The following is a 14,793-nucleotide window of genomic DNA, read 5'->3' as shown; positions in this document are numbered from 1 at the left end:
CATTCGTCCGAAACAGGACGATTGCGCATTGGGATCTGTTCCGGCATGCGGATTGCAATGCATTGACTTCGGTTTGACGTGCCGACAACCAATCACCGTGAGACATTCAACCGTGGCAGCACGACCGATGACACGCTTCTTCACCGTTACTCTCGCGGCCGGTCTTGTGATCGCATCCGCGAGCCTCGCTGCCGCCCAGAGCTACGGCGCCCCCTCGGGCCGCGACGCCGCCACCGCACCGGGCGGAACGGAAGGCGTGGCCGGTCCTCGCAACGAAGCCGAGGCCATCCGGAGCGGCGATGCCGTTCCGGTGCCGCAAGGTGCCGGGGGTATTCGGGCCGATGAGCCGAAGGTGCCGCCCCACGCACCTCACACGCATCCGTCCCCGCGCCCCTGATTGCGCCGTTGGCGCAACGGGCTCGGAGCGTCGACGACGCCAAGCCCCCATCCGACCACATTCCCCTTGCATAGGCGGCTTGGAACGGTGCCGGGCGCACCGGGGACGATACGGGGATCTCGGATGGGCGTTGCTGCAGCGGAGAAGCGGGTTTCCGAGCCCGATGCCGGGCACCTCCCCGCCGTCGCCTCCGCCCTTCGGACCATCGAGACCGAGCGCGAGGGCCTGCGCTGCCTGATGGAGGCCATCGGCAACGGTCTCGGCACGGCCTTCTCCGAGGCCGTCGCCCGGATCTCCGGCGCCAAGGGCCGGGCCATCCTCACCGGCATGGGCAAGTCCGGCCATGTCGGCCGCAAGATCGCCGCGACGATGGCCTCCACCGGCACGCCGGCACTCTTTGTTCATCCAGCCGAGGCCAGCCATGGCGATCTCGGCATGATCCAGCCGGAGGACGTCGTCGTCGCCCTGTCCTGGTCGGGCGAAACCACGGAACTCGCCAACATCATCGGCTATGCGCGGCGCTACCGGGTCGGCCTCATCGCCATCACGGCGAATGCCGGCTCGACCCTCGGGCGGGAGGCCGATATCTGCCTGACCCTGCCCAAGGCCCGCGAGGCCTGTCCCAACGGGCTCGCGCCGACGACCTCTACGGCGATGCAGCTCGCCCTGGGCGACGCCCTCGCCGTCGCCTTGCTCGAGGCCCGCGGCTTCTCAGCCCGCGAATTCGGCATCTACCATCCCGGCGGACGCCTGGGAGCCTCGCTCCGTCAGGTCCGCGAGGTGATGCATGCGGGCGACCAGCTGCCGGTGGTCCGGCGCGGCACGGGCATGCGCGCCGCCATCGCCGAGATCGACGCCAAGGGATTCGGATCGGTGGTGGTGGTGGAAGAGGACGGCCGCCTCGCCGGTATCCTCACCGACGGCGACCTGCGCCGCAACGTGTTCAGGGCCGATCTCGACGGCCTCGTCGTCGAGGCGCTGATGAGCGTCCGGCCGCGCACCGTGAGCCCGGAGACCCTTCTCGCCAAGGCCCTGGAAATCCAGGAATCGATGAAGATCACCTCGCTCATCGTCGTGGAGAACGAGCGCCCCGTGGGCCTCGTCCATTATCACGACCTGCTGCGGGCCGGGGTCGCCTGACGACGGGCCTTTCCTCCGCGAAGCCCGGAGCGTATCCGCCCCCCGCTCTCACGCTAAGCGCGCGTCGTCCCGGCATCACACCGTCAGGCAGTCGAGGATAGGCTCCAGCATCGCATCGACTGCGCCGCGCGCCGCCTCGGCCGGCCCCAGCGCCCCGTCGAGGGCGAGCCGAGCGAGACCATGGACCAGGGACCAGCAGGCGACGGCCTTCGGGTCCGGGGCGGTATGATGGGACGCCGCCGGTCGTCCGCCATCCTCGAAAGGGGTTCCGGCCACCGCCGCTTTCAGGAGCCCGAATGCACGACCGGCGGCCGCCGCGTAGGCCGCGTCGCCCGTATTGATCCGCGCACAGCGCCACATCGTGTCGAACTCGGCCGGATGGTCGAGGGCGAAGCCGACATAGGCCCGGCCCTGGCCACGGATGCGCCCGTCGCGGTCGGTCGCGGTGGAATCGGCAGCCGCCAGCGCGTCACCCAGCATCCGGAACCCCTCCGTCGCCACGGCGGTGAGTAATCCGCGCGCGTCGCCGAAATGATGCTGTGGGGCCGCCGGCGAAACGCCCGCGCGTCGTGCCGCCTCCCTCAGGGAAAATCCATCGATCCCGCGCTCTCGCAGGATGGCCGTCGTCGCCTGGATCAGGGCGGCCCGCAGATCGCCGTGATGGTAGGCAGCCGCCTCGGTCGTCCCGACGTCCTTAGACGACTTGACAGTGTCAAGATGCGCGTTCATGCTCGATCTATACGATGTCAAGATAAGGATGGGCAAGACGTGATCCCCGCAGCCAGCCTGTTCTCCCTCTGCAGCACGATCGCCCTGTTGAGCTGGATCGCCCTCGCCATCGCGTTGTTCGCTCCCCGTCTCCGAAGGGCTACCTGGATCGGCACCGGCCTCGTCCTGCCGGCATTCCTGGCGGTGGCCTATCTCGGCGCCCTGGCGGCAGGGTTGGCCGGGGGAGCGAAAGGCGGCTTCGACTCCATCGAGGCGGTCCGCGCCCTGTTCGCGGACGATCATGCACTCACCGCCGGCTGGATCCATTATCTCGCCTTCGACCTCTTCGTCGGCACCTGGATCGCTCGCGCCGGGATCGGGGCGGGGATCTCGCCGCTGCTGCTCCTGCCCTGCCTCGTCCTCACCTTCCTGGTCGGCCCGGCCGGTCTCCTCCTCGCCCTCGTCATCGGATTCAGCACCGGCAGGCTCGGCCTGGAGACCCGGACATGACCACCTTCACCCTCGGCGGAGACGCTCCCCACCCCACGGCACTCGCCCGGCTTCGGGCGGACGATCCCGTCCTCACCGCCTTCGGCCTCGCCTGTCTGTTGACCGGCGCCGTCACCCTGGCACTCCCCCTGGTCGATGGGCGGCTCATCGATAGCGCCTTCGTCTGGGCGAAGCCCGCGAAGTTCTTCGTTTCGGTCGGTCTATACGCCCTGACCTTCGCCTGGCTCACCGGCTACGTCCGGCCGGATCGGCGCCGTTCCCGCTCGCTGCGTACCGGCCGGCTCCTGCTGATCGTCGCGGGCGGGTTCGAGCTCGGCTACATCACCCTGCAGGCGGCGCGGGCCGAGGCCTCGCATTTCAACGACGGCGATCCGCTGCACGCGTCCCTCTACGCCCTGATGGGGATCATGGCGCTGACCCTGCTCGCTGCCAAGATTCCCCTGGCCGTCGCGGTGGCGGTCCGGCCACGTCCCGGCCTCGAGCCGAGCCTGCGCCTGGCCGTCCTTCTCGGCCTCGCGACGACGGTGATCCTCGGGGCTGCCACCGGCATCGCCCTCAGCGTCAATCATGGCCATGCGGTCGGCCCGACCGGTGCCGGCCTGCCCCTTCTCGGCTGGAACCGGGCGGGCGGCGATCTGAGGATCGCGCATTTCCTCGGCATGCATGGGGAACAGATCGTGCCGCTCGCAGCCGCCGGCTTCATCGCCCTCGGCTTGCCGAGGCGACGGATGCTCGTGACGCTGGCGGCCTGCCTCCTCTGCATTGTCATCGCAATCGCCTGGGTCCAGGCCGGTCAGGGCCTCGCCTTTCCCTTCTTTTGACCGCGTCCTTCCCACCGCGATGACGTCGGCAGCGCTTTGAGGCGGCGGCGCGCTCGCCTATGGTCGGGGGAATGCCACCCGTGCTCCGCCCCGTCCGCCGCCTCGACCCGATCCTCGTGGACCGCATCGCCGCGGGCGAGGTGGTGGAGCGCCCGGCCTCCGCCGTGAAGGAACTGGTGGAGAACGCCATCGATGCGGGCGCGACCAGCATCGAGGTGACGATCGAGGCGGGGGGCCGCCGGCTGATCCGCGTGGTGGATGACGGCGCCGGCATGAGCGCCGACGATCTCGCCCTCGCGGTGGAGCGCCACGCCACATCGAAGCTTCCCGGCGGCGACCTGACCCGCATCGATTCACTCGGCTTTCGCGGCGAGGCGCTGCCCTCCATCGGGGCTGTGGCCCGCCTCTCCCTCACCAGCCGCACCGCCGAAGCCGAGACCGGATCGACCCTGGTGGTCGATGCCGGGATCAAAGGCGAGGTCCGTCCCGCACCGAGCCCGCGCGGCACGCGGATCGAGGTCACCGACCTGTTCTCCGCGACGCCGGCACGGCTGAAATTCCTCAAATCCGACCGCGCCGAGGCGCTGGCCATCGCCGATGGGTTGCGGCGTCTCGCCGTGGCGCAGCCCCGGATCCGCTTCGCCCTCCGCTCCGAGAGCGGCAGCCCCCTGGTCTTTTCCGCCGAGACCGGCGACGACGCCGACCTGCGCCGGCTCACGGCGGTGCTGGGGCCGGATTTCGGCGCGAGTTCCGCCCCCCTCCACATGGCGCGGGAAGGCTTCGCCCTGTCCGGCCATATCGGCCTGCCGAGCTACCATCGCGGCGCGGGCAACCAGATCCACTTCACGGTCAACAGCCGCCCGGTGCGCGACCGCCTGCTGCTGGGCGCCGTGCGCGGGGCCTATGCCGACACGATGAGTTCGGACCGTCATCCGGTGCTCGGCCTCGCCATCACCTGCGATCCCGCCCTCGTCGACGTGAACGTCCATCCCGCCAAGACGGAGGTGCGCTTCCGCGAGCCGGGCCTCGTCCGCGCCCTCATCGTCAGCGCCATTCACGAGGCCCTGCGGCAGGTCGGAGCGCGCAACGCCAGCACGGGGGCCACCCGCACCCTGGACGCCCTGCGTCTGGGCCATCCCTCATCGACGGTGCGGCCTGCAATGACCGCACATTCGGGACGTGGCGCCTGGTCGGGCAGGGCACCGCTTCCGCCGGGCCTGCCCTCGTTCGGCGCGCCCGCCGGCCTCGCGCCGGCAGCGTCCTTCGGTGCGCGGGCGGGCCTGTTCGAGGCCCCGCAAGCGGCGTTCGATCGGTCCGGGGCAGGGTTCGAGACGGCAGGATTCGAGGGGGCGGGGTTCGAGGAAGCCGGACAGGCGCTGTTCTCCGGTGATCTCGCACCGCCCGGTGCCGATATCCGCGAGCCGGAGGCAGAGCCCCTGCCGGACGATCACCCGCTGGGTGCCGCCCGCGCCCAGCTCCACGAGACCTACATCGTCGCCCAGACCCGCGACGGAATCGTCCTCGTCGACCAGCACGCGGCCCATGAGCGCCTCGTCTACGAGCGGCTGAAGCGCGAGCGCGCCGCCGGCGGCATCGCCCGCCAGGGCCTCCTGATCCCCGACGTGGTGGAGATGGCGCCGCAGGACGCCGAGCGCCTCGTCGCCGCCGCACCCGACCTCGACCGCCTCGGCCTCACCCTGGAGGCGTTCGGCACCGGTGCGGTCCTGGTGCGTGAGATGCCGACGGCGCTGGCCGGTGCGTCCGCTCGCCGCCTGCTGGAGGACGTCCTCGACGCCCTCGACGCGAGCGGGCTGGAGGAGGGCAGCGCCGACGCTACCGAAGGTGGCCCGCTAGGGCGGCGCCTCGACGCGATCCTCTCGCGCATCAGCTGTCACGGCTCGGTCCGCGCCGGCCGGCGCCTGCGCCCCGAGGAGATGAACGCGCTCCTGCGCGAGATGGAGGCCACCCCGTTCGCCGGCACCTGCAACCACGGCCGCCCGACCTTCGTGGAACTGAAGCTCCAGGATATCGAGCGGCTGTTCGGCCGGCGCTAGAGCGCTCTCCGCCGAAGTGGATGCCGGTTCGGCGAAAAAGAGCGCGGCAAAACAAAGGCCTGGAGATGTGCCCCGGCCCAACGTGGTCGGGCGCAGCTCTAGAGAGCGGCGCCGGTTCGTCGGTCCTCAGGCGGTCGGCAGGGCGGAAGCCGCGTCGAGCGCCCCGGCGAGGGCCTTCTCGCGGGCTTCGGGACCGAGGGCGATCCCCTCGGCGATGACGAATTCCGGGTTGGTCACGCCGATGAAGCCGAGGACGACCCGCAGATAGGTCTCGGCATGCTCCGCCGAAGCCGTCGGCGACCCCGCACCGTAAAGGCCGCCGCGCGACACGGCGACGATGATGCGTTTCTCGGGCACGAGGCCGACGGCGCCGCTCTCCGTGTATTTGAAGGTCTGGCCGGCCACGAGGATGCGGTCGATCCAGGCCTTGAGTTGGGTCGAGATCGTGAAATTGTAGAGCGGCGCGCCGATCACCACGATGTCGGCGGCCAGGAACTCCGCCAGCACCGCGCGGCCGAGGGCGACGTCGTTCTGGATGTCCGGCGTGTTGGTCGCATTGGGCTGATGGCCCGCGAGATAGGCGCCGGAGAGATGAGGGATCGGCGTGGCGGCCAGATCGCGATAGGTCGTCACGAGGTTCGGTGACCCTGCCTGAAGGCGGGCGACGATGGCGGCCGAGACCGCGCGGCTGACGGAATGCTCGCCCAGGATGCTGCTGTCGATGTGCAGAAGGTTCATGTTCGATCCTCGGTATCAGAAATATACCGAGGCGCTATAGAGTACCGGAGTGGCGCTCGCGCAAGGAGGCACATTCGTGGAACCCGGACACATGGATGTAACCGAGGCACAGGCCTCCCACCGCCCCGGCGATTGCCGGGTGGTCGGTACGGTGCTGGCGCGCGTCGGCGACAAATGGAGCATCCTCGTGGTGATGACGCTCACGGACGGGCCCCGGCGCTTCAACGAGTTGAAGCGGGTCATCGGCGGCATCTCCCAGCGGATGCTCACCTTCACCCTGCGCGGCCTGGAGCGGGACGGCCTGGTTTCGCGCACGGTCACCCCGACGATCCCGCCCCGTGTGGATTACGAACTCACCGAGCTCGGCCGCTCGCTTCAGGTGCCGGTCCAGGCGCTCGGCTCCTGGGCCTTCGCGAACCTGCCCACGATCCAGGCCGCGCGGACCCGTTTCGATGCAGACGGCAAGGCGGGTCCGGACTGATGCGGGGACGTTCGGAAGCCGAGCGGTGGGCGGATCGGCCGCTCAGGTCCAGTAGAGGATCCGGGCGAAAGGGAGTTCGCGCGCGACGGCGGCGGTGATCGTCTCCCGCATGGTCCGCATCAGATCGCGGGGGTAGACGTATTTCACCGAGCCGAACTTGGTGAGCTTGCGACTGCGCTCGTCCTCCCGCATCGGCAGGTCGGAGCCGGGATACCAGCCCTGGAGCACGTCCTTCGACCCCGGCGTGAACCGGTGCGTGATGAGTTCCACGGTGAGGTCAGGGTTCGACACGCCGGACAGCGCCTCCGCCACCTCCCGCAGGAGCCCCTCATAAGCGTCCGGCCAATCGGGAACGGCGATGATCGGCGCGATGGTGAGACCCACCGGGTAGCCGGCGCGGGCCATGGCCCCGAGCGCCTGCAGGCGGGCGTCGAGACTGGCGGTGCCGCCCTCGTAGCGCGCGGCGGGACGCGCGTTGAGGGAGAATCGCACGCGGGTCCGGCCCCGATGGGGCAGGGCCAGGAGCGGCTCGACGGCGGCGAATTTCGTCGTGAACCGCAATTGCACCGCCGCGTCCCAGGCGCCGAAATGCGTGATCGCCGCCGAGAGCGAGCCGGTCAGGTGCTCGATGCCGAGGGGATCGGTGTAGCAGGAAGCCTCGAAGGTTGTGCCCTCGTCGACCCGGCCGGCCTGGGCCGAGGTGACGCCGCCTTGGCCGAGATAGGCCGGCAGATTCCTGAGGATGGCGTCGAGATTGGCATAGGCCCGCGTCACCGGAGGGCCGGACAGGGAGCCGGCGAGGTAGCAATACTGGCAATGGGCCGGGCAGCCCTCCGCGAGATCGAAGCGCCAGTCGGCACTGGGCGGGATCGGCTGCAGCCTCAGCTTGGTCGGGGGCGCCACCACGATGGCGAGGGTCGCCTTCGCCTCGCGATAGGCCCGGCGCGGATCCGCGTCGCGCAGGCTGGTGAGACGGTTGCTTTTCAGGCGCTCCACCGGGAGACCGAGCGCCTCGGCCCGCGCCAGCATCGCGCGGCCATGGGCATGGTCCAGGGCCGCCGGCGTCACCAGGACACGGCGCGGCCGCCACAGGCGCGCGTCACGCGCACCCTCTACCGGCCCGGCCTTCGCCGGCTCGGCCGTCAGGGGATCGCGTGTGACGTCTTCGAGGACCATGGCGGAGCAACGCGGCGGCGATGCCCCAGGGTTCCCGGCGCGCGCCGGGGTCGCAGGGTCGACGCGTCAGGCCTGGAAGCGCGCGAAGGCCAGGGCGGTGTCTCCGTAGACCCGTCGTTCGAGCTCGGTGAAGCCCGGCGGCAGCGCGACGTTGGCGCCGGCGGCCTCCTCCACCACCACGAGGGCGCCGGGGGCGAGCCACCCGCCATGGGACGCGCTGGCGAGAGCGGCCGGCGCGAGGTCCCTGTTGTAGGGGGGATCGCAGAAGACGAGGGTGAAGGTCCCGCTGGTGCCGGCCGGGCCGAGCTTGGTCGCATCGCGGCGGAACAGCCGCGTCTTGCCGGCACAGCCCAACGCATCGATGTTCTCGCGGATCAGACCGCGCGCTTCCGCCCCCTCGTCCACCAGGAGCGCGTAGCTCGCCTCGCGGGACAGGGCCTCGAAGCTCAGCGCCCCGGTTCCGGCGAAGAGATCGAGAACCCGCGCGCCCGCCACCGCGTCGTCATAGGCATGGGCGAGAACGTTGAAGAGCGCCTCGCGCAGGCGATCCGAGGTCGGCCGGATCGCGTCCGATTTCGGGGTGGCGAGGCGGCGTCCACGCAGGTCGCCGCCGACGATCCTCACCGCGAGCCGCCACGGGGCGGACGTCCGCCCCCGCCACCGGGCTTGCCGCCCGCGCCGCCGCCGCGATTGCCGAACCCACCGGGCTTCGCCGAACCGCCGGGACGGGAGGAACCACCGGCCTTGAACCCGCCCGGCCTTCCGGCCCCGGCGGGTTTGCCCGATCCGCCGGGCTTGCCGAACCCACCGGGCTTTCCGCCCGGGCGGAAGCCGCCACGATCGGCGCCCGAGCGTTCGGCGCCGATGTCACGGTCGCCGCCCTGGCGGTCGTCGGAGCGGCCCTTGAAGCTCGCTCCCTTGAACCCACCCGGCCGGCCGCCGCCGGGACGATCGTCGCCGCCACGATTGAAGGCCGGCTTGTCACCGCGGAATCCCGCCGGCCTGTCCCCCCGCGGCTCGCCGCGATTGAAGGCCGGGCGTTCCGCGCGGTCGTTGAAGCCCCCGCCATCGCGAGGCTTGAAGCTGCGGGGGCGCTCGTCGCCGCCACGAGGCGGACCGCGCCGCTCGGCACCGTCCTGCCGTCCAAACCCGCCGCTGCGCGGAGCATCGTCCCGGCGCGGGGGTCTGGCATCGCTTCGCGGCGGTCTTGCATCGCTGCGCGGAGGTCCGGCATCGCTTCGCGGAGGTCTGGCATCGCCATCGAACCGGCGCTGCGGCGGGCGGGCATCGGCCTCCTCGCGGCGGGCCGCCTTGGCATCGGATTGGCGCAGCGTCCGGACCGGACGCTCGGCGGCGCCCGTCTCGTCACGCCGTGCACCGCGATCACGGCGATGCGGCTCGGGAGCCGGCTCCTGCGGGCTCGCCTTCAGGCGCTCCACCAGGACACGGCGCTCGCCGGTATTGATCGCGCCCACGCGCTCGCGGCCGCGAGCGGCGGATGCCTCACGCTCCGCCTTGGGATCGGCGCCACGGCGGGGGATCTTGACCCGGCGCGGGCCGTCCTCCTGCGGTGCGGCCTCGTCCGCGCGCCAGACCGAGCGCCGGGGGCCGGCACTGTTGCCGCCGGTGGGGACCCGTGCGGGTTCGGCGGGCTTGCGCAAGGGGCGGTCGCCGCCGCGATCACGGTCGCCGCCGCGCTCATAACCGCGCGGGGCGTCGTCATAGCTGCGCCCTGCGCTTCGCGCCGCAGCCGCCGAGGCGCTGCGGGCGGGCTGTTTCGCCTGCTGCTGCGCGGGTTTCGGCGAGCCGAACGGGGCGATGGGCTCACGGTTGGGGCTGGTGAAATCGACGCCGGCCTGATCCGCGAGGGTCGGGCCCAGCTGCTCCTTGAGCACCTTGGTGCGGATCTCTTCCACCAGTCCGACTTCGAGGTCGCCGAGCTGGAACGGGCCGAAGGACAGGCGGATCAGCCGGTTCACGGCCAGACCCAGATGTTCGAGGATGCGCTTGACCTCGCGGTTCTTGCCCTCGCGCAGGCCCAGCGTGAGCCAGAGGTTGTCGCCCGAGGACCGGTCGAGGACCGCGTCCACCGGGCCGTAATCCATGCCGTCGATGGTGACGCCCTTGCGCAGCTTGTCGAGCTCGGCCTGATTCGTGTCGCCATGCGCGCGGACGCGGTAGCGCCGCAGCCATCCGGTATCGGGATGGGCGATCACCTTGGCGAGGCCGCCATCGTTGGTGAGAAGCAGCAGGCCTTCGGTGTTGATGTCGAGACGGCCGATGGCGACCACGCGCGGCAGGTCCTCGGGCAGGGCCTCGAAGACGGTCTGGCGTCCTTCCGGATCGCGCGCCGTGGTCACGAGGCCCCGCGGCTTGTGATAGATCCACAGCCGGGTCCGCTCGCGGGCGGGCAGGGGCTCACCGTCGACGGTGATCTCGTCCGCATCCGTCACGTTGATCGCGGGCGAGGTCAGCACCTTGCCGTTGAGGGTGACGCGGCCCTCGGCGATCATCGCTTCGACGTCGCGGCGGGAAGCGATGCCGGCGCGCGCGATCGCCTTGGCGATACGGTCGCCCTCGGGCGTCGCCGAATCGGAATCACCGGCGGCGGCATCGTCCCCGGCCTTGGCCGCAGGCCTCGGCAGGGCGGCCTTGCGGCGCAGGGGGGCGTCTCCTCCCCTGGCGGGCGCGGCGGCCCGGCGGGGCTTCGGCTGCTCCTCGGCCGAGGGGCCGGGCACGCCCGCATCGGTCGCCGGGGTCCAGGCTTCGCCGGAAACGCTGTTGGTCTCGGGCGCGTCCTCGGACCCGCCCGTCTGTTCGTCTGTCTTGTCGCTCATCCGAGCCCCATAACAGAGCGGAGGCAAGGTTGCGAGCGATTGCGCGTGGGGCGGCCTGCCCGTCGCGCAAGGGGGCATTGCGGCCGGTCACGAAAAAGGCAGCCTTTCGGCTGCCTTCGTTCCTCATCCAGTCGGGCTGGATGCCGAGGTTCAGAGCTTGCTCTTCACCGTGTCGGCAGCGTTCTTGACGCCGTCCTTGGCGTCGCCGACGGTCTTCTGGGCATCGCCCTTCAATTCCTGGGCCTTGCCTTCGGCCTTGAGCTTGTCGTTATCCGTGGCATTGCCGATGCCCTGCTTCACGTTACCGACCGCCTCGTTGGCGAGCCCCTTGATCTTGTCAGTGGTGCTGCTCATCGTCTGCTCCTGATAAGATCCTGCGGCCTTGGCCGCGTTGGAGATGAAACGGCTCAGCCTCAGCGATGTTCCTGCCGGGCCGGATCACGGGATCTCGACCGCTTCCTTGTTTCAACAAATACAAAGGCTTGGGCTCGACGATCGTGACTGCGCCCATTTCCTCGAAGGCCGCGACCGACCCGTTGAGCCTCGCTTTCGACGCCGCCCGCCGCGCGGCCGGGGAGGGCGAAGTACCGGTCGGCGCCGTGATCGTACGGAACGGCCTCGTCCTCAGCGTCGCCCACAATCGCCCACGGGCGCTTCGCGATCCCACCGCCCATGCGGAAATCCTGGCGATCCGCGCCGCCTGCGCCGCCATCGACGACGAGCGCCTCATCGGCTGCGACCTCTACGTCACCCTGGAGCCCTGCCCGATGTGTGCCGGCGCCATCTCGTTCGCGCGCATCCGACGGGTCTATTTCGCGGCCCTCGACCCGAAGGGCGGCGGGGTCGAGCACGGACCACGGGTCTTCAACCAGCCCACCTGCCACCACGCGCCGGACGTCTATGGCGGCTTGCGCGAGGCGGAGGCGGCCAAGCTCCTGCGCGACTTCTTTCGCGACAGGCGGGAGGGCTGACGCGAGACGCCTTACCCATCGTACAAACGGCGGCCATCCGAATCCTGCGTCCCGGAGATACCCCATGATCGCGACCTATCGGCGTGCCCTCATCGTCGGGGCCGGAGAGGGCCTGAGCGCCTCCCTGGCCCGGCGTTTCGCCCGTGAAGGCCTGCGGGTCGGCCTCGCCTCGCGCAACGTCGGGAAACTCGAAGGGCTGGCGGCCGAGACGGGAGCGGCCGTCCATGCCTGCGATGCCGCCGATCCGGCCGAGGTGGAGGCTCTGTTCGCCCGGATGGAGCCGGCGCTCGGAGGCCCGCCCGACGTGGTGGTCTACAATGCCAGCGGCCGCTTGCGCGGCCCCATCGCCGATCTCGACCCGGACGCGGTGCGTCAGTCCGTGATGGTCTCGGCCTTCGGCGGCTTCCTCGTCGCCCAGGCCGCCGCGCGACGCATGCTGCCGGGGCGCCACGGCGCGATCCTGCTCACCGGAGCCTCGGCCAGCGTGAAGGGCTACGCCGAGTCCTCCGCCTTCGCCATGGGCAAGTTCGGCTTGCGCGGCCTGTCGCAGAGCCTCGCGCGCGAGCTCCAGCCGAAGGGCATCCATGTCGCCCATTTCGTCATCGACGGCGGAATCCGCAGCGCGTCCCGCCCGGAGCCGGCGGACGCGCCCGACAGCCTGCTCGATCCCGACGCCATCGCCTCGGCCTATTGGGACGTCCTGCGCCAGGACCGCAGCGCCTGGACCTCCGAGATCGCGCTGCGTCCCTGGGTCGAGCGGTTCTGAGGCACTTGGGAGCGCCTCGGAACCGGCCGGCGATCAGGCCGCCGCCAACGGCTTCGAGACATCCTCCAGGGACTTGCCCTCTGCGGCCGTGCCCCAGACTCCGCCGACGATGGCGGCGATCAGCATGAGAGCGGCACCGATGCCGTAGCCGATCAGCACGTTGTCGCGGGACCCCGTCTCGACCAGGGCGCCGAACAGGAGCGGGCCGGACACGCCGCCGATGCCGGTGCCGAGCGCATAGAACACCGCGATGGCGAGCGCCCGGATCTCCAGCGGGAAAGTCTCGGCGACGGTGAGATAGGCGGCGCTCGCGGCGGCGGAGGCGAAGAAGAACACCACCATCCAGGCCGCCGTCTGGCCGACGGGGCCGAACACCTCGATCTTGAACAGGTAGCCGGTGATGGCGAGCAGCACCGCCGAGATACCGTAGGTGAAGGCGATCATCTGGCGGCGGCCGATCGTGTCGAACAGCCGGCCGAGCAGCAGCGGCCCGAGGAACGAGCCCAGCGCGAAGGGCAGCAGGTACCAGCCGACATGGTCCCCCGGCACTCCGTAGAAGCGCTGGAGCACGAGGGCGTAGGTGAAGAACAGCGCGTTGTAGAAGAAGGCCTGCGCGATCATCAGGGCGAGGCCCACCAGGGTCTGCTTGCGATAGCCGACCAGCATGGTGCCGAAGACTTCCTTGAGCGGCGTGTGGCTGCGCGTCCTCAGCTTCATCCTCTTGGATTCGTCCACCGGCGGAAGGGTGATGCCCTCGTCGGTGAAGCGCTTCTCGATGCTGGTGACGACCCGGTCCGCCTCCGCGACGTAGCCGTGGGTGGCGAGCCAGCGCGGGCTCTCGGGGATCCATGTCCGCAGCAGCAGGATCACGAGGCCGATACCGCCGCCGACGAAGAAGGCGATGCGCCAGCCCCAGGCCGGGTCGATCATGCCGGGGCGCAAGACCGCGATGGAGAGGAAGGAGCCCAAGGCCGCCCCGATCCAGAACGAACCGTTGATGACGAGGTCGGTCCAGCCGCGCACGCGGGCCGGGACGAGTTCCTGGATGGTGGAGTTGATGGCGGTGTATTCGCCGCCGATGCCCGCGCCGGTGAGGAACCGGAAGATACAGAAGCTGTAGATGTCCCAGGACAGGCCGGTGGCCGCGGTGGCGGCGAGGTACAGGGCCAGCGTGATGAAGAACAGCTTCTTGCGGCCGATCCGGTCGGTGAGCCAGCCGAAGCCCAGGGCCCCGACGACGGCACCGACGAGATAGGAACTCGCCGCCAGACCGATATCGAACTCGGTGAAGCTCATGGGCTCGGCCCGCAGGGCGCCCACGAGCGAGCCAGCCAGCGTGACTTCGAGGCCGTCGAGCACCCAGGTGATGCCGAGCGCCACGATGACGAGAACGTGGAAGCGTCCCCAGGGCAAACGGTCGAGACGAGCGGAAATATCGGTGTCGATCACCGTGCCCATCGGAACCCGCTCGGGCGCGGGAGAGCCCGACTTTGCTTCGACCATACTCGTCATCGACGCCTCGTTAACCACCGGATACGATTGCTGTTGGCAATGAACGGCCAAGCGTCGCGGTTCCGTCGGCGTCTTTACCTGTTCACGCTTCACTCACGGTACTCGTCTCCGGGTGCCGCCTCCGATGTATTCCCGCCTTCTCTCCGTCATTCTCGCCACCACGGCCCTTACGGCCGTCGCGATTGTGCCGACGTCCCTACGCGCCACGGAGATCTCGCGCAGCCAGCCGAGCGGCGCCGAGCGCTGGCGCCTTCGCCCCGCCGACGTGACGATGACGGGAAGCACCGGCACAGTGGCGAAGGATCGCCCGGCGGCCGACATCCCGGCGGAACGGCGTGCCGTGCGGGTGGTCTATCCCGGGCTCCTGCCTGCCCAATGACGACCCGGCCGGCAGCCCATCGTGACAAGACCGATCATGGTTGTCGCGATGATTCACACAACAAGAATCATCGTTGTCATTTGCCGATCGGCACTATCGGCTCCCGACCGCAAAGATATCATTCAAAGACCTCGCTCCGTTATCTCGCTTAAGATCTCGACACCTACGAACGGGTTGAGGACCGATACGAGGGGCGAGCGCGGATTGTCGTTCGACCACGCGACGCGGCACTGTCCGGTCACTGACGGAAGTTGCATTTTACAGGAAAAATTGACTCTACCGGTTGACGGTCTCGCAAGCCCG

At 70.0% G+C, this 14,793-nt stretch carries 16 protein-coding genes; 9 read left to right on the top strand and 7 right to left on the bottom strand.

Annotated elements, in window-relative coordinates:
* The first annotated feature begins 112 nt into the window (after positions 1-112).
* Complete coding sequence (locus tag ACYQR9_RS19230) at positions 113-397, top strand: hypothetical protein (protein ID WP_348646105.1); 285 nt, start codon at positions 113-115, stop codon at positions 395-397.
* 123 nt (positions 398-520) lie between these two features.
* Positions 521-1,537: a KpsF/GutQ family sugar-phosphate isomerase gene (locus ACYQR9_RS19225; RefSeq protein ID WP_207411809.1), complete on the top strand. Its 1,017-nt coding sequence runs from the start codon at positions 521-523 to the stop codon at positions 1,535-1,537.
* Positions 1,538-1,612: 75 nt separating this feature from the next.
* Here the strand turns inward: ACYQR9_RS19225 and ACYQR9_RS19220 are convergent, their stop codons facing one another.
* On the bottom strand, positions 1,613-2,266 hold the full coding sequence (locus tag ACYQR9_RS19220) for a TetR/AcrR family transcriptional regulator (RefSeq protein WP_461227730.1): 654 nt from the start codon (positions 2,264-2,266) through the stop codon (positions 1,613-1,615).
* A 39-nt stretch (positions 2,267-2,305) separates the two neighbouring features.
* Here ACYQR9_RS19220 and ACYQR9_RS19215 point away from each other — a divergent pair, with 39 nt between their 5' ends.
* The 3 genes from ACYQR9_RS19215 to mutL all read left to right on the top strand — a co-directional run bounded on the left by ACYQR9_RS19215 (position 2,306) and on the right by mutL (position 5,630).
* On the top strand, positions 2,306-2,755 hold the full coding sequence (locus tag ACYQR9_RS19215; RefSeq protein WP_461227729.1) for an abscisic acid-deficient protein Aba4 family protein: 450 nt from the start codon (positions 2,306-2,308) through the stop codon (positions 2,753-2,755).
* Complete coding sequence (locus tag ACYQR9_RS19210; protein WP_461227728.1) at positions 2,752-3,576, top strand: hypothetical protein; 825 nt, start codon at positions 2,752-2,754, stop codon at positions 3,574-3,576. Before ACYQR9_RS19215 ends, ACYQR9_RS19210 begins: the two co-directional genes overlap by 4 nt.
* Positions 3,577-3,647: 71 nt before the next feature.
* Positions 3,648-5,630, top strand: coding sequence for a DNA mismatch repair endonuclease MutL (gene mutL, locus ACYQR9_RS19205; RefSeq protein ID WP_461227727.1), 1,983 nt, complete (start codon positions 3,648-3,650; stop codon positions 5,628-5,630).
* A gap of 126 nt (positions 5,631-5,756) precedes the next feature.
* Here the strand turns inward: mutL and ACYQR9_RS19200 are convergent, their stop codons facing one another.
* Entirely contained in the window at positions 5,757-6,368 is a 612-nt protein-coding gene (locus ACYQR9_RS19200) for an FMN-dependent NADH-azoreductase (RefSeq protein ID WP_056425100.1), read from the bottom strand.
* A gap of 76 nt (positions 6,369-6,444) precedes the next feature.
* On the opposite strand from ACYQR9_RS19200, the gene ACYQR9_RS19195 reads away from it, so the two are divergent.
* Positions 6,445-6,849: a winged helix-turn-helix transcriptional regulator gene (locus ACYQR9_RS19195; RefSeq protein ID WP_461227726.1), complete on the top strand. Its 405-nt coding sequence runs from the start codon at positions 6,445-6,447 to the stop codon at positions 6,847-6,849.
* 42 nt (positions 6,850-6,891) lie between these two features.
* Here ACYQR9_RS19195 and ACYQR9_RS19190 read toward each other — a convergent pair whose 3' ends face one another.
* The 4 genes from ACYQR9_RS19190 to ACYQR9_RS19175 all read right to left on the bottom strand — a co-directional run bounded on the left by ACYQR9_RS19190 (position 6,892) and on the right by ACYQR9_RS19175 (position 11,216).
* On the bottom strand, positions 6,892-8,025 hold the full coding sequence (locus ACYQR9_RS19190) for a spore photoproduct lyase family protein (RefSeq protein WP_461227725.1): 1,134 nt from the start codon (positions 8,023-8,025) through the stop codon (positions 6,892-6,894).
* Positions 8,026-8,091: 66 nt separating this feature from the next.
* On the bottom strand, positions 8,092-8,649 hold the full coding sequence (gene rsmD / locus ACYQR9_RS19185; protein WP_461223066.1) for a 16S rRNA (guanine(966)-N(2))-methyltransferase RsmD: 558 nt from the start codon (positions 8,647-8,649) through the stop codon (positions 8,092-8,094).
* Positions 8,646-10,862, bottom strand: coding sequence for a pseudouridine synthase (locus ACYQR9_RS19180; RefSeq protein WP_461227724.1), 2,217 nt, complete (start codon positions 10,860-10,862; stop codon positions 8,646-8,648). Before ACYQR9_RS19180 ends, rsmD begins: the two co-directional genes overlap by 4 nt.
* A gap of 150 nt (positions 10,863-11,012) precedes the next feature.
* Positions 11,013-11,216, bottom strand: a complete 204-nt coding sequence (locus ACYQR9_RS19175) for a CsbD family protein (protein ID WP_056425115.1) — start codon at positions 11,214-11,216, stop codon at positions 11,013-11,015.
* A 143-nt stretch (positions 11,217-11,359) separates the two neighbouring features.
* Here ACYQR9_RS19175 and ACYQR9_RS19170 point away from each other — a divergent pair, with 143 nt between their 5' ends.
* Complete coding sequence (locus ACYQR9_RS19170) at positions 11,360-11,833, top strand: nucleoside deaminase (RefSeq protein ID WP_311273893.1); 474 nt, start codon at positions 11,360-11,362, stop codon at positions 11,831-11,833.
* 64 nt (positions 11,834-11,897) lie between these two features.
* Positions 11,898-12,599: an SDR family NAD(P)-dependent oxidoreductase gene (locus ACYQR9_RS19165; protein WP_461227723.1), complete on the top strand. Its 702-nt coding sequence runs from the start codon at positions 11,898-11,900 to the stop codon at positions 12,597-12,599.
* 33 nt (positions 12,600-12,632) lie between these two features.
* Here the strand turns inward: ACYQR9_RS19165 and ACYQR9_RS19160 are convergent, their stop codons facing one another.
* Entirely contained in the window at positions 12,633-14,111 is a 1,479-nt protein-coding gene (locus ACYQR9_RS19160; protein WP_461227722.1) for an MFS transporter, read from the bottom strand.
* A 124-nt stretch (positions 14,112-14,235) separates the two neighbouring features.
* Here ACYQR9_RS19160 and ACYQR9_RS19155 point away from each other — a divergent pair, with 124 nt between their 5' ends.
* Positions 14,236-14,490 carry a hypothetical protein gene (locus tag ACYQR9_RS19155; RefSeq protein ID WP_056425126.1) on the top strand — a complete coding sequence of 85 codons (255 nt, stop codon included), beginning with the start codon at positions 14,236-14,238 and terminating at the stop codon, positions 14,488-14,490.
* The last annotated feature ends 303 nt before the right edge of the window (positions 14,491-14,793 follow it).

The sequence above is a fragment of the Methylobacterium sp. CM6241 genome, assembly GCF_054817845.1.
The sequence above is the reverse complement of the archived record's forward strand: the minus strand, read 5'-3'. Positions and strand labels throughout refer to the sequence as shown.